The organism is Acidimicrobiales bacterium (assembly GCA_036273495.1).
GTDB lineage: Bacteria > Actinomycetota > Acidimicrobiia > Acidimicrobiales > JAJPHE01 > DASSEU01.
In genome coordinates, this window is the sequence record DASUHN010000069.1 from 1 (window position 1) to 15,338 (window position 15,338).

The 15,338-nt window shown below is 71.8% G+C and carries 10 protein-coding genes; all 10 read right to left on the bottom strand.

All coding sequences use genetic code 11. The features are described 5' to 3' along the window. A partial coding sequence (locus tag VFW24_02675) for an ABC transporter substrate-binding protein (protein HEX5265652.1) occupies positions 1 to 1,020 on the bottom strand: 1,020 nt, incomplete at its 3' end. 31 nt (positions 1,021 to 1,051) lie between these two features. Beyond that, positions 1,052 to 4,075, bottom strand: a complete 3,024-nt coding sequence (locus VFW24_02680; protein HEX5265653.1) for an MFS transporter — start codon at positions 4,073 to 4,075, stop codon at positions 1,052 to 1,054. Next, complete coding sequence (locus VFW24_02685) at positions 4,072 to 6,231, bottom strand: ABC transporter permease (protein ID HEX5265654.1); 2,160 nt, start codon at positions 6,229 to 6,231, stop codon at positions 4,072 to 4,074. Before VFW24_02685 ends, VFW24_02680 begins: the two co-directional genes overlap by 4 nt. A gap of 68 nt (positions 6,232 to 6,299) precedes the next feature. Further along, complete coding sequence (locus VFW24_02690; protein HEX5265655.1) at positions 6,300 to 7,727, bottom strand: replication-associated recombination protein A; 1,428 nt, start codon at positions 7,725 to 7,727, stop codon at positions 6,300 to 6,302. Then, on the bottom strand, positions 7,724 to 9,457 hold the full coding sequence (gene aspS, locus VFW24_02695) for an aspartate--tRNA ligase (protein ID HEX5265656.1): 1,734 nt from the start codon (positions 9,455 to 9,457) through the stop codon (positions 7,724 to 7,726). The genes VFW24_02690 and aspS overlap by 4 nt, the downstream gene beginning before the upstream one ends. Beyond that, on the bottom strand, positions 9,454 to 10,761 hold the full coding sequence (hisS, locus tag VFW24_02700) for a histidine--tRNA ligase (GenBank protein ID HEX5265657.1): 1,308 nt from the start codon (positions 10,759 to 10,761) through the stop codon (positions 9,454 to 9,456). The genes aspS and hisS overlap by 4 nt, the downstream gene beginning before the upstream one ends. A gap of 98 nt (positions 10,762 to 10,859) precedes the next feature. Next, positions 10,860 to 13,082: a bifunctional (p)ppGpp synthetase/guanosine-3',5'-bis(diphosphate) 3'-pyrophosphohydrolase gene (locus tag VFW24_02705; protein ID HEX5265658.1), complete on the bottom strand. Its 2,223-nt coding sequence runs from the start codon at positions 13,080 to 13,082 to the stop codon at positions 10,860 to 10,862. After that, positions 13,079 to 13,609 (bottom strand): adenine phosphoribosyltransferase, encoded by a 531-nt coding sequence (locus VFW24_02710; GenBank protein HEX5265659.1) that lies wholly within the window; start codon positions 13,607 to 13,609, stop codon positions 13,079 to 13,081. Before VFW24_02710 ends, VFW24_02705 begins: the two co-directional genes overlap by 4 nt. Positions 13,610 to 13,673: 64 nt before the next feature. Then, positions 13,674 to 14,912: a protein translocase subunit SecF gene (gene secF, locus VFW24_02715; protein ID HEX5265660.1), complete on the bottom strand. Its 1,239-nt coding sequence runs from the start codon at positions 14,910 to 14,912 to the stop codon at positions 13,674 to 13,676. A gap of 2 nt (positions 14,913 to 14,914) precedes the next feature. Then, positions 14,915 to 15,338: MMPL family transporter (locus tag VFW24_02720; protein HEX5265661.1), on the bottom strand; the 424-nt coding region annotated here is incomplete at its 5' end.

Below are 15,338 nucleotides of genomic sequence, written 5' to 3' on the forward strand. Positions count from 1 at the left end.
CAGCATCGCCACGCTGTCGTAGCCCTCGGCGTAGGCGACGATCGATCCGGTGATGTCGCTGCCGGGCAGCCGGGCCCGGAGCTGGGCCAGGAAGGCCACCATCGACGGGTCCACCGGCGCCCCGCCGGCCGGGGTCACGACCGCGCTCGGGACCACGGCCGACACGCCCGCCGTCCCCGTTCCGCCCAGCTCGCCGACGACCGCTCCGTCGCCCGCCACCGCCGGGGCCACGGTCGGGACCGACCAGCCCAGAGCCGCCCGGGCGGCCAGGATCGGCCCCACGGCCAGCGAGTCCCCCACCACGATCAGCCCGGCCGGCGTGGTGGCGCGCAGCCGCGCCAGGACCGCCGACACCGGATGGGCCCGGTCGACCACGAGGCCGGCGGTGACGTGCAGGCCGGCCCGGCCGGCCCGGGCGCGCAGGTCGGCGAGGCCCTGGCGGCCGGCCGGGTCGTCGGTGGCCGCCACCGCGACCGACGACCAGTGGTGCTTCCGCGAGTAGGCCACCATGACGTCGGCCTGGCTGGCGGCCGAAGGAGCCACTGGGAAGGTCATCGGGTAGCCGCTCGGGGCGCGAACGTCGTCGAGCGAGGAGGCGGTGGTCGTGGGCACGCCGGCCAGGCCGAGATCGGCGCCGCTGTACCGGATGGTGGTGGAGTCCGACGGAGCGACGAGGAAGGCCACCACCTCGTCGTCGGCCAGGTCGAGGACGGCGCGGTCCCCCACCGGGGCGCTGCCCCGGTCGTCCTTGTACAGCAGCTCCAGGCAGCTGTGGTTCTTGAGGATGCCCCCGGTGTGGTCGTACTGGGCGATGGCCGTGCGGATCCCGGTCAGGTACTCCCGGTTGAGGGTGGCGCCCGGCCCGGACAGGTCGAGAGCCGCGCCCACCTCGACGTTGCGGGACCGATCGCACGTGCCGGTCACCGGGTCGGTGTGGGTGGCCACGCCGTACTGCTTGCGCGCCGAGCACCCGGCCAGGACGCCCGCCGTGGTCAGCAGACAGAGCACCGCCGCCGCCATGCGGCCGCCAATAGGACTGGGCACCCGCCGGTCAGCCCGCAGGGACGGCGCCCAGATACGACTCGACCACCCTGGGGTCGTGCATCACCTCGTCGGGGGTCCCGACCGCCACTACCCGTCCGGCATCCATGGCCACGATGCGGTCGGCGACGCCGCGCATCACGCCCATGTCGTGCTCGATCACCATCATGGTGGCGCCGAGGTGGTCCCGCGTGTCCAGCAGGATCGGCACCAGAGCCTCCGACTCCGCCTGGGCGATCCCGGCCGAAGGTTCGTCGAGGAGGATGACACGGGGGGCCATGGCGACCATCACCGCCAGCTCGACCAGGCGCCGCGTGCCCGTGGACAGGTCACCGATCAGCAGGTCGCGGGTGCCGGTCAGCCCGAGGAGCTCGAGGGTCTCGTCGACGGCGACGGCCACCTTGCGTTCGGCCCGACCCACCACCGGCAGGCACGACAGTGACAGCAGCGCCCCCGGAGTGCGGATCCGGTTGGAGACCGCCACCGCCACCGTCTCGCGCACGGTGAGCCCGGGCCACAGCCGGGCGGCCTGGAACGACCGCCCGAGCCCGGCCTGAGCCCGGCGGTGCGCCGGCCAGTCGCTGACGTCGCGGCCGAACAGGTCGACCTGTCCCCGGTCAGCCCGGAGGTGGCCCGAGACCAGCTCGAACGCCGTGGTCTTGCCCGCCCCGTTGGGTCCGATCAGGCCCAGCGTCTCGCCCTGGTACAGGTCGAAGTCGAAGTCGTCGACGGCGGTGACCCCGCCGAAGCTCTTGCGCAGGCCGCGTGCGCCGAGCACCACCTGCGGTCCGTCCGCCGAGGACGCATTCCCGGCCGGAGGCGACGCCACTGCCGCCGTCGGAAAGCGGGATCCGGTGGATGTTCCCAACGGGGACCTACCCGCTCGGGCCGGGCCCGAGCCGTTGCCCTCCCCGGCTCCGGCCCCCCGCCCACCGGCTCCCTCGAGAAGGACGGCGCGCACCAGATCGTCGCGCTCGAGCAACTCGGCCGTGGGCCCCGAGAAGACGATCTGGCCCTTCTCCATGAACACCGCCCGGTCGCACAACCGCAGAGCCAGGGCCACCGACTGCTCCACCAGCACGACCGTGGTCCCTTGGGCGTGGATGGCCCGCACGATGCCCAGCAGGGATTCGACCACGGTCGGGGCCAGGCCCAGGGAGAGCTCGTCGATCAGGAGCAACCGGGGCCGGGCGACGAAGGCCTGGGCCAGGCTGAGCATCTGCTGCTCTCCGCCCGAGAGGTTCCCCGCCGTCGTGTCCCACCGCCGGCGCAGGATGGGGAAGTAGCCCAGCACCTCCTCGGTTGCCGCCGCCAGGTACTCCGGCTCGCTCTCGTACATCCACCCCGCCACCCGCAGGCTCTCGGCCACGGTCAGGCCGGGGAATATGCCCCGTCCCCCCGGGACCTGCATGATCCCGCCCTCGGCGATCCGGTTGGGATCGGCGCTGGTGATGTCCCGGCCGTCGAACAGCACGGCACCGGCAGTCGGCACGAGCAGTCCCGAGATGGTGCGGAGCAGGGTGCTCTTGCCCGCTCCGTTGGTACCCAGCACGGCCAGCATCTCCCCGTCCGCCACGTCGAGGTTGACGCCGAAGAGGACCTGGACGGCGTCGTAACCGGAGTCGAGGGCCCGGATCATCAGGAGACGGGCCCGGCCCTCCATCCGGGCCTTGCGCACCTCGGCACGCGCCAACGTCGAGACCCGGACCTTCTCGATGTCCCCGTTGAGGAAGCCGCCGGCGGTGGACAGCAGGACGGCGCCGAGGACGTACACGGGAACGAAGATCAGCAGGCCGGCCCGGATCCCGAAGCGGTCTCCAACCGCCCCGACGATGGGGATGATCGGAACCCCGAGGATGAACCACAGTGAGCTGGTGGCGAAACCGAGGGTGCGCATGCGCGGCGGAACTGCGAGCGATATCACCGCGAAGATCCCGGGGGTCAGCGCCGAGGAGATCACTGTGTACATGAAGTGCGCCCCGAACGCCCACGCCAGGCTCGGCGCCAGGGCGAAGACGCACAGGCACGCGGCCGATCCGATTCCGGTGAGGGCGATCAGGCGGAGGGTCCGGCCCGGGTCCTTGCTCATGAGGCGCTGCACCACCAGGAGCCCGACCGCCAGGCCGATGAACTCCCCGGGCTCGGTCAGCGACACGATCAGTCCCCGCCGGGAGGCGTCCTGGTGGAGGATCTGCTGGTAGAAGAGGCTGGTGAACTGAGTGATGCCGATGGCGGCGGCGGTGAGGAAAGGCAGTGAGTAGTAGATGCGCCGGCTGGACCGGTTGGCGAACAGGACCCGGAACGTCTCCGAGAACGTCGGCGGCTCGTCCTCGAGGTGGGCGGTCGCCTCGTCCGCACCGAGGTAGCGGCGCTCGTGCAGGCCGCGGGTGGGCTCTCTGATCCGCAGCCCGAGGACGATGAAGATCAGCGTCGGTGCGGCCAGGACCAGGAACGGGACTTCCCACGAGTAGTACAGCTCGAAGACGGCCACGAGGGCCGGGCCCAGCGCCAGGGCCAGCGCCACCGCCGCCCGCTGGGCGTAGTACACCCGGGGCCGGATCTCGATCGGGTAGAAGTCGGCCAGCAGGCTGTTCTGCGTAGAGGTGAACGCCGCCCCCACCGCCACGCCACCGCGTGCCACATACAGGAGGAGCAGGCTGGCGGCGGCGCCCGCCGCTCCGGTCAGGACCGAGAAGACGACGAACACGGCCAGGCCGGCGCAGGTGAGCCGCATGCGCGGCACCCGGTCGGCGTAGTAGCCGACGGGCACGTCGACGAGCAGGCCGAGGGGCAGACTGACGGCGGTGATGAACGAGATCCCGGTCAGGCTCAGGTGGTAGGTGTTCTTGATGTCGGGGACCAGGATCCCGAAGGCGGAGCCGTCGAGCTGGACCATCGAGGCCAGGCCGATCAGGACCACCAGGGGCGCCAGGGGGTGAGGGGCGGTGATCCGGCGGGGATCGAATCGGGCCAGGGGGCGCGCCGGCCCCTCTCTCGGGAGCACGGCGCCGTCCGCCGCCGTAACCGTGCTCACCCCGCGACCACCCCGCCGACCGCCACCTCTTCGATGACCGTCACGGCGCCCTGATCGGCGCCGGTGTCCTCCGCCGGGCGCGGGGCCAGGCCGGGAACATCGAGGCGGTGGCGGGCCGCAACCACCCGCAGGGCCCGGTCGCGCAGCATGTAGAGCAGGCCGCCCAGGCCCTCGGGCAGGAACATCAGCAGGATCAGGATCCCGCCCCCGCTGGCGATGAAGGCCCAACCCCCGGTCAGGAAGTACTGGGTGCTCCACACATAGACCGCCCCCAGGACCACGCCGGGCAACGAGCCCAGTCCGCCGATCACCACCATCGAGAACAGGGCGATGTTGATGTCGGCGCTGAACGACCCCTGGTTCACCCCCTTCTGATGGATCACGAACACGGCCCCGGCCAGGCCGGCCAGGCCCCCCGACACCACGAAGGCGGTGAGCTTCATCCGGGTGGTGCTGAGCCCCACGGCGCGGGCGGCCGCCTCGTTGTCCCTGGTGGCGATCAGCGACCGGCCGGTGCGGCTGCGCCGCAGTGACCGCACCGCCATCACGGCGGCCACGAAGCACCCCAGGCAGAAGAAGTAGATGCCGCGGTCCCCGGCCAGCCACGACCGCCCGAAGATGGTGGGCCGGTTCACCTGGGAGGTCACGAACCAGCTCAGGTACTGCGGGGACAGGAGGTAGCTCGACACGCTGATGCCGAACGCCAGGGTCGTGACGGCCAGGAACGGGCCGGAGATGCGCAGGGCGGGCAGGCCGATGACGAGGGCGGCCAGCGCCCCGACCACCACCCCGGCCACCAACGCCACGGCGAAGTTCCACCCGTGTTGGGCGAACAGGGCCGCGGTCGTGGCCCCGCCTATGCCGGCCAGCCCGAACTGGCCGAGCGAGATCTGGCCGGTCCAACCGGTGAGCACGAGCAGGGACAGCCCGACGATGCAGTAGATGAGGATGGCGGCAAACAGGTAGGTGTCGTTGGACGGGACGAGGAACGGCAGGATCAGCGCCCCGGCCAGCAGAACCCCCCGGCCGGCCCACAGGGCGGCGCGGACCTCCCGCAGGGCCAGCAGGGCCTGGGGGATCGGCCTGACCTCGGCCACCGACCGCCACGTCGAACCGTCCGACTCGGACACGCGGGCGTAGCGGTCCCGCTGGAGGACGAGGGCGACGATGACGATCACGACCAGGGTGGCGTCGACGAAGACCGTGTTGGCGAAGGTCCACGTGGCCAGGGACTCGTACACGCCGATGCCCACGGCGGCGGCCGCGGTCAGCGGGAGACTGTCCATGCGGCCGATGACCGCCGCCGCCAGGGTGCGCAGCAGGATGTCGTTGCCGCCCCCGGACACCGACTGGAACCCGGTGAACCCGAGCACCGGGACACGCAGGAGGACGGCCATGGCCGAGAGAAGGGCGGCCAGCGACCACACCACGGTGTCGAGGCGGGGGACGGGGACGCCGAGCAGCGTGGCCCGATCGCGGTTCTCGGCCGAGGCCCGGATGGCCACCCCGTAGCGGGAGTACCGCATGAACAGTGCCAGGCCGGCGATCAGCACGGCCGCCCCGCCGATGGCCACCACGTCGTTGCCGCTGAAGATCACCGGATAGACGGAGAACGCCACGTGCAGGGGGGTGTTGAAGCTCTGGGTGCCGGCGGCGGTGATGCAGCTCGGGTTCTTGGCCGGGTTGCAGAACTCGAGCGGCAGCAGGGCCGACACGCCGGTCAGCAGCTGCGCCAGCCCGATGGTGGCCACGGTCAGGATCAGGCGCGAGCTCTTGCGGAACCGCCTGATGACCACGCCCTGGATCACCGCCCCCAGGACCAGCGAGCCGACGATCCCCACCGCCATGGCCAGGAACCAGTTGACGTGGTACGTCACCGCCAGCTCGATGGCCACGACCGCGGCCAGCACCCCGAACTCCGCCTGGGCGAAGTTGATGATCCGGCTCCCCCGGTAGACGAGGACGATGCCGATGGCGATCAGGGCGTAGAGCGATCCATACACGACCCCGAGCAGGACCACGCCGAGCGGCAGGCCCTTGGTGAGGAGATGGGCCAGCACCGCCCAGGTCGCGACCAGGCCGAGGGCCCAGGCCACCGGGGCCCGCGCGGCGCGGAGGGTCATCGATTTGCCTTGTCCGCCGGTGACGTCGGTCACATTGCGACCGAGGGTACCGTCCCCACCACTCCGCGACTAGGGCGCGCCCACCACCGCGAACTACCCGATCAGCCCTTCTCGGGCCCCCGTCCCGGCTCATCCGCCCCGCCGCCCCACAGCTCGCGGAGCCGCCGCCACACCTCCCCCTCCCGGCCGTGGTCGGACGGCAGGTAGTACGGGTCGGGCTTGGCATAGCCCGGGGCGTGGCGCGTCCCGGTCGCCACCTCGGGGGGTCGGTACTCCTGGGGGACCCAGCCCCGCAGGTCGTCGTGGGGGTACACGTAGCCGACTCCGTGACCGAGGCCCTTGGCCGACCAGTAGTGGGCGTCGCGCAGGTGCGCCGGCACCCGCCCCGCCGGCCGCTCGGCCACGTCGGCCCGGGCCCGGCCCAGCGCCGCCATCACCCGGTTCGACTTGGGCGCAGTGGCCAGGTACACGACGGCGTGGGCGAGGTTGAGGGCCGCCTCGGGCAGCCCGACCGCCTCCACGGCGCGCCAGGCCGCGTCGGCGACGAGAAGGCCCACGGGGTCGGCCATCCCCACGTCCTCGCTGGCCAGGATGACCAGGCGCCGGGCCACGAACCGCGGGTCCTCGCCGGCCTCGAGCATCCTGACCATCCAGTAGAGACCGGCGTCGGGGTCCGATCCCCGGATCGACTTGATCAGCGCCGATGCCACGTCGTAGTGCTCGTCGGGGCCATAGCGCAGCGCCCGGCGGTCGGCGGCGGCCTCGGCGTCGGTGAGAGTCACCCGGACGGGCGAAGCCGCCTTCTCTCCATCCCCACCCCTGCCGCCCTCCCGCACGGCGGCGAGGGCCAGGGCCGCCTCGAGCACGGTCAGGGCCGAGCGGGCGTCTCCGTCCGCCACCGCCACGAGGTGGGTCACGGCGTCGTCGTCGGCGACCGCCCCCTCGCCGTCGACGGCGCGCCGCACCAGCGTGGCGATGTCGTCGGGGCCCAGCGGGTCGAGCCGGTAGAGGGTGGTGCGCGAGAGCAGGGCGGCGTTCAGGGCAAACGACGGGTTCTCCGTCGTCGCTCCCACCAGCGTCACCAGGCCCGACTCCACCGAGGGGAGGAGGGCGTCCTGCTGGGACCGGTTGAAGCGGTGCACCTCGTCGAGGAACAGGATCGTGCCCTGGCCCCGCTCCCCCAGACGCCGCCGGGCCTCGTCGATCACCTTGCGCACGTCCGCCACCCCCGCCGACACCGCCGAGAGCGGGACGAACTCCCGGCCGGTCGTGTCGGCCACCAGCCGGGCCAGGGTGGTCTTCCCACTTCCGGGCGGGCCCCAGAGGATGGCCGAGGACAGGCGGTCGGTCTCGATGAGCGCCCGCAGCGGTGCGCCCGGTCCCACCAGGTGGGCCTGACCCACCATCTCGTCCAGCGTCCGGGGCCGCATCCGGTGGGCCAGCGGACCCCGCTCCGCCAGGGCCTGGTCCGCCCCGGCCTCGAACAGCCCCTCCCCCGACGGGCCCGCCCGGCGGGAGCCGGGGCTCATTTGGCGGGCGGAGGTATCCGGATGCCCAACTCGCGGAGCACCCGCTCGTCGACCGGCTTGGGGGCACCGGTCATCAGGTCGGTGCCGGACTGGGTCTTCGGGAAGGCGATGATCTCGCGGATGTTCTCCTCCCCGGCCAGCACCGCCACGAGGCGGTCCACGCCGAAGGCGAAGCCGCCGTGGGGCGGGGCGCCGTAGCGGAAGGCGCCGAGCAGGAAGCCGAAGCGGACCTCGGCCTCCTCCTCGGTCAGGCCGATGAGCCCGAAGATCCGCTGCTGGATGTCGCGGCGGTGGATCCGGATGCTGCCCGATCCGAGCTCCCACCCGTTGACCACCAGGTCGTAGGACTGCGAGCGGACGGCGAGAGGCTCGGACTCCAGGATCTCGAGGTCGTCGGGATGGGGCATGGTGAACGGGTGGTGGGCCGGGACGGGCCGGCCCTCGGCACCGAGGCCCTCGAACAGCGGGAACTCGATGACCCACAGGTAGCGGTACGGGCCCTGTCCCACGGGTGGGCGCCCGAGGTCGTTGCGCAGCTGACCGAGCACCTGCTGGGCAGCCCGGCGCTCGTCGGCCACCAGCAGCAGCAGGTCACCGGACGCGGCGCCGGTTGCGCCCACCAGCCCGTCGATCTCCTCCTCCGAGAGGAACTTGGCCACCGGTGACTCGACGCCGGCCTTCCCCCCCGCATCGACCACGCGCATCCAGACCAGACCCTTGGCCCCGAGGGCCTGGGCCCGCTCGACGAGGGAGTCCAGGCGGCTGCGCGTGCTCTGGCCCTCCCCCTCGACCCGGATGGCCCCGACGTAGGGCGCCTGGAACGCCCGGAACTCCGACGCGCCGAACACCTTGCTCAGCTCGACCAGCTCCATCCCGAAGCGCAGGTCGGGCTTGTCGGTGCCGAAGCGGTCCATGGCCTCGGCCCACGTGAGCCGCTCGATCGGCGGTGGTCGCTCTCCTGTCACGGTCTCGGTGGCCTCGACCACCGCATCGGACACGAAGCCGAACACGTCCTCCTGCTCGACGAAGGAGGCCTCCAGGTCCAGCTGGGTGAACTCGAACTGCCGATCGGCCCGCAGGTCCTCGTCCCGCATGCACCGGGCGATCTGGTAGTAGCGGTCGAAGCCCCCGACCATGAGCAGCTGCTTGGCGATCTGCGGGCTCTGGGGCAGCACATAGAAGCTGCCGGGTTGCAGGCGGGACGGCACGGTGAACTCCCGTGCCCCTTCCGGCGTCGGCGTCCACAGCAGCGGTGTCTCCACCTCGGCGAAGCCCTGGCGCTCCATCGAGCGCCGCACGGCGCTGACCACCCCGGCACGCAACCGCAGGTTGCGCTGCATGCGCGGCCGCCGGATGTCGACGTAGCGGTAGCGCAGCCGGACCGCCTCGTCGGCCTGGGTCTCGTCCTCGACCGGGAACGGCGGCGGCTCGGCGGGAGACAGGATCTCCACGCTGCAGTCCCCGACCTCGACCGCGCCGGTGGCCAGGTTGGGGTTGGTGGTTCCGTCCGGCCGCTCGCGGACCGTGCCCCGGATGCGCAGCACCTGCTCGGAACGGATGTCATGGGCCCCGTCGACCACGCACTGCACGACGCCGGTGTGGTCCCGGAGATCGACGAAGGCCAGGTGCTCACCGTGCTCCCGCCGGCGCGCCACCCAGCCACAGACGCTGATCGACTGGCCCACGTGCTCGGGCCGGACCTCTCCGCAGTAGTGGGTGCGCATGGTCATGCCGTGCCCTCACCGTCGAACTCGTCGATGCGGGCGGGCCCGTCGAGCACGGCCCGGACGGCACGGAGCACCTCGCCGCGGCTCACCACCTGTTGGCCTTCCCCGCCACTCATGGCCTTCACCACCGCCGTCCCCGCCGTCAGCTCGTCCTCCCCGACTATCACGGCCAGCGCCGCCCCCGAGCGGTCGGCGGCGCGCAGCTGGGCCTTCATCGAGCGCCCGTCGAAGGCCCGGTCGGCACGCACGCCCGCCCGCCGGAGCTCGGCGGTGAGGGCCAGGGCCTGGGCCCCGCCGGTCACGTCGACCACGAACACGTCGACCTGGGCCGCCGGCCCCGGCAGCACCTCCTCGGCGTCGCACGCCAGCAGGAGCCGCTCGATGCCCATCCCGAACCCGATACCGGGCGTGGGCGGCCCGCCCAGCGACTCGACCAGGCCGTCATAGCGGCCGCCGCCCCCTACCGCGTTCTGGGCCGAGGACAGGGCTTCGGCCACGAACTCGAAGGTGGTGCGGGTGTAGTAGTCGAAGCCCCGCACCAGCCGGAAATCGAGGACGTGCTCGATCCCGACGTCGTCCAGCCCCGTCCGTACCCGCTCGAAGTGCGTGCGGCACGGCTCGCACAGGAAGTCGACGGTGGTGGGGGCGTCCGCGGTGGCGGCCCGGCACGCCGGCTTCTTGCAGTCGAGCACGCGGAGCGGGTTGGCCCGCCACTTCTCCCGGTGCTCGTCGCACAGCTCGCCGGCGCGGGCCTCGAGGTACTCCGCCAGCGCCGTCCGGTAGCCGGGCAGGCAGTCGCGGTCCCCCATGGAGTTGACCTTCACCGTCACCCGCCGCAGCCCCAGGGACCGATAGAAGTCGTGGCCGACCGCCACCACCTCCACGTCCAGGTCGGGGTCCTCCGACCCCAGCGCCTCGATGCCGAGCTGGTGGTGCTGGCGGTACCGACCCGCCTGGGGGCGCTCGTACCGGAAGGCGGGGGTGGCGTACCACGCCTTGAACGGAACAGGAGGACGGTGCTGCACGAACGCCCGCACGACCGACGCCGTCCCCTCCGGACGGAGCGCCAGACGCCGGTCCCCCTTGTCGACGAGCTCGTACATCTCCTTGGTGACCACGTCGCTGCCCTCGCCGATGCCCCGGAGAAACACGCCGACGTCCTCGAACAGCGGGTTGATCACCAGCCCGTAGCCGGCCCCACCTGCGACCGCCGAGAAGCGCGCCAGCAGCTCCTGCCAGCGCGCCGACGCCGGCGGCAGGACGTCGAAGGTCCCCGTAGGGGCCTGGAAGCGGGGGGCCTCGGCCACCCTGGGAGGCTACCGGTCCCGCCCGCCGCCCCCTCCGGCTTTGCGGACCGGAATGCCGCGCCGTATGGCGGCCCCGGCGAGGACCGAGGCCCGAAGGGTCAGGCCCGCTTGCCGGGCAGGACCCGGTACACCTCGTAGACCCCGTCGATGCGCTTGAGCGCCCCGACCAGCGAGTCGAGGTGGGCGGCGTCGGCCAGCTCGAACTCGAAGCGCATCCGGGACACCCGGTCGGCGCCCGTCTGGCTCGAGCTCGACAGGATGTTCACGTGCTGCTCGGCCAGCACCCGGGTGACGTCGGCCAGCAGGCGGGAGCGGTCGAGGGCCACGAGCTCGAGGCCGACCACGAACACCCCGGCACGGTCGGCGTCCCACTCGACCTCGATGACCCGCTCCCCCCGGCTGCCCGACAGCGATGCCGCGTTGGCGCAGTCGGTCCGGTGCACCGATACACCTCGGCCCTGGGTCACGAAGCCGATGATCTCGTCCCCCGGCACGGGCGTGCAGCAGCGGGACAGCCGGATCATCATGTCGTCGAGGCCCTCGACGTACACGCCGACCGACTGGCGCCGCCCGGTGCGACGGGGCTGCAGCACCGTGGTCGGCAGCTGCTCGTCCGCCTCCCCGCCCCGTACCTCCCGGGCCAGGCGCTGGGCCACCGACCGGGCCGAAACGTGGTGGTCCCCGATGGCGGCGTACAGCGAGTCGATGTCCGAGTAGTGCAGGGCCTCGGCCAGCTGGGTCAGCGACGAGGACCCGGACAGCTTCTGGACCGGCAGTCCCTCCTTGCGCATCGCCTTGGACAGCTCCTCGCGCCCGGTCTCGATGGCGTCCTCGCGCCGCTCCCGGCTGAACCACTGGCGGATCTTGTTGCGGGCGCGGGGCGTGGCCACGATCTTGAGCCAGTCGCGCGACGGGCCGGCCGAGGGGACCTTGGACGTGAATATCTCCACCGTGTCCCCGGAGCCGAGCTTCGAGTCGAGCGGGACCAGGCGCCCATTGACCTTGGCGCCGATGCAGCGGTGGCCGACCTCGGTGTGGATGGCGTAGGCAAAGTCGACCGGTGTCGCGCCCGCCGGCAGGGTGATCACCTTGCCCTTGGGCGTGAAGACGTAGACCTCGTCCTGCTCCAGGTCGAGCTTCAGCGTCTCGAGGAACTCGGCCGGGTCCGGCGTGTCCTCCTGCCAGTCGACGATCCGCTGCAGCCAGGCGATCTCGGCGGTGGACGCCCGCTCCTTGTAACCCCAGTGGGCGGCGATCCCGAACTCGGCCCGGTGGTGCATCTCGCGCGTGCGGATCTGCACCTCCAGGGGCTTGCCCTGGGGGCCCACCACGGTCGTGTGCAGCGACTGGTACAGGTTGAACTTCGGGGTATTGATGTAGTCCTTGAACCGGCCGTGCACCGGGCTCCAGATGGCATGGATCGAACCCAGGGCGGCCCAGCAGTCCTTCTCCGAGTCCACCAGGACGCGGATCCCGACGAGGTCGTAGATGTCGTCGAACTCCTTGCCCTTGACGACCATCTTCTCGTAGATGCTCCAGAGGTGCTTGGGGCGACCGGTGACCTCACCCTGGATGTGCAGCTCGGCCAGGCGCTCGCGCACCGCCTCGAGCACCTGGGCCAGGTAGATGTCGCGCTCGGGCGCCCGGGTGGCCACCATCTGGTCGATCTCGGCGTAGCGACGGGCGTGCAGGGTGGCGAAGGCCAGGTCCTCCAGCTGCCAGCGGATCTCCTGGATCCCGAGGCGGTGGGCCAGCGGGGCGTAGATGTCGAGGGTCTCCTGGGCCGTGCGCCGCTGCTTCCACTCCGGCATGGCGGCGATGGTCCGCATGTTGTGCAACCGGTCGGCCAGCTTGATGATCAGGACCCGCCAGTCCTTGGCCATGGCCACGAGCATCTTGCGCATGGTGGCGGCCTGCTGGGCCTCCTTGGAGTCGAAGCGGAGGCGGTCGAGCTTGGTGACGCCGTCGACGATGGCAGCCACCACCGCCCCGAACTGCTCGGACAGCTCCTCCACCCCGATGCCGGTGTCCTCGACGGCGTCGTGCAGCAGCGCCGAGGCGATGGTGAGGTCGTCGAGCCCCAGCTCGGCCACGATGGCCGCCACCGCCAGCGGATGGACGATGTACGGCTCCCCGCTGCGCCGGCTCTGGCCCTCGTGGGCCTGGTCGGCCAGCGAGTACGCCTTCTGGATCAGGGAGATGTCGGCCTTGGGGTGGCGCTCACGGAACGGGCCGACGACGGGGACCAGCGGGTCGGGGTCCAGGACCGGGCTGCGCCGCCACGGCAGCACCCGCTCGACGGTCGACAGACCCTCCCTCACGGGAACCGCACCAGCGAGCGGGCGTCCCACCCTCCCAGCCGGGACCGGCCGGCCAGGGCGTCGAGCTCGACCACGAACAGGAGCGTGCCGACCTTGGCCCCCAGCCGCTCGAGCAGCACGGCGGTGGCCCGGGCCGTGCCGCCCGTGGCCAGGACGTCGTCGACCACCACGACCGTGTCCCCCTGCTCCACCGCGTCCTGGTGGACCTCGAGGCTGCCCTCGCCGTACTCGAGGGCGTAGGACTCGGCCTCCACGCGCCAGGGGAGCTTGCCGCTCTTGCGGACCGGCACTACCCCGGCCCCGAGGCGGACGGCCAGCGGCCCCGAGAAGAGGAAGCCGCGGGCCTCGACCCCGACGACCTTGGTGGGGGCCAGAGGCGCCGCCTGGTCGGCCATCCAGTCGACGACCGCGGCGTAGGCCGGGCCGTCTGCCAGGAGCGGGGTCAGGTCCTTGAAGCCGACCCCGGGCCGGGGGAAGTCCTGGACATCGCGCACCAGGCTACGGATGCGATCGACGTCCACGGTCATGCATCCAAGGTACCGGGTGTCGGGGCCGCCTCCGGGGTAGGCCCGGCCCGGGACCAGACCCGACCTACCGGCGCCGGCCCTTCTTACGCGGCCGGGGCGGGGGCCGGCGGGCGCCGGGGCGGTTGGCGGCGGGGCGGAGCCCCCCGGGGCGGGCCTCGGGGGCCCGCCCGTCCCCCGTGCCCCGCGGCGTGATGACGCCGTCGCCGCCCGACCGGGCGGAGGTGCCCCCCGGCAGGCCGCCACCGGACTGGGCCGCGGCCTGGGGGGTGAGGATGGCCGACACCGCTCCCCGGGAGGCCAGGCGCTGGCGGATGTTGGCGTAGCGGGGCTCGCGCTCCTTGAGGATGGCCAGCAGCGGGGAGGCGATGAAGATCGAGGAATAGGCCCCGGACAGGAGGCCGATGAACAAGGCCAGCCCGAAGTCCTGGAGGCTGCGGGCGCCGAGGACGTAGGCCCCGATCACCAGGACCGACACGATCGGCATGATGGCGACCAGGCTGGTGTTGATCGAGCGCATCAGCACCTGGTTCATGGCGATGTTGACCGTGTCCGAGTACGTGTAGCGCCCCGTCGACGCCAGCCCGCGCGTGTTCTCCTGCACCTTGTCGAAGACGACGACCGTGTCGTACAGCGAGTACCCGAGGATGGTCAGGAAGGCGATGACCGTGTCGGGGCTCACCGCGAACTGGAACACGGCGTAGATCCCGACCGTGATCAGGATGTCGTGGAACACGGCCACGATGGCGGCCAGAGCCATCTTGGGCTCGAAGCGGATACTGAGGTAGATGATGATGGCGAAGACGAACAGGACGAGGGCCAGGATGGCCTTGTTGGTGATGTCGCTCCCCCACGACGGCCCGACGTCGTTGATGCTGACCGCCGACGTCGGCTGCTTGGCCGCCTTGGCCAGGGCGTCGGTCACCGCCGACTCCAGCTTCGGGTTGGTGGCCCCGTTGTTGCCCTTGACGTAGGCCTGCACCTCGATCGTCGTCTTGTTCCCCTGGCGGAACTGCTCGACGGTCGCATCGGATCCGAGCCCGGCCGACTGGGCGGCGCTGCGCGCCGTGGCGACGGTCAAGCCGTTGGTCGCCGGCACCTCCCAGGACGTCCCGCCCCGGAAGTCGATGCTCAGGTTGAGCCCGCTGACGACCAGGAAGACGGCGCCGATGAGGATGATCAGTCCCGAGCCGGTGAACCACCACCTGCGGTGGCCGACGAAGTCGGACGCGGTCTCCCCGTAGTACAGCCGCTTGAAGATGTTCCGGCGGCGTACGACGGGCTCGGCGGGCGCCTCCGTCGTCACGGTCACGGCGCCTCCAGGGCCGGGGCCGCCGCCAGGCCCCGCGCCACCCCGATGAAGCGGGCGTCGGTAAACAGCCGGTTACGGCCCATCAGGATCACCAGCGGCCGGGTGAAGAAGTAGCTGGTGAACACGTCGATGAGCGTCGAGAGGCCCAGCATGAAGGCGAAGCCACGGACGGGTCCGACCGCCAGGAGGTACAGCAGCACGGCGCCGATGAGCGACACCAGGTCGGCGGCCACGATCGTGCGGAAGGCCCGGGCGAATCCCCGGTCGACCGACGACCGCACCGTCTTTCCGGCTCGGATCTCGTCTTTGAGGCGTTCGAAGTACACGACGTACGAGTCGACGTTGATGCCGATCGACACGATCACGCCCGTCACGCCGGCCAGCGTCAGGGCAAAGCCGGCCGTGTGCCCTAGGTACGAG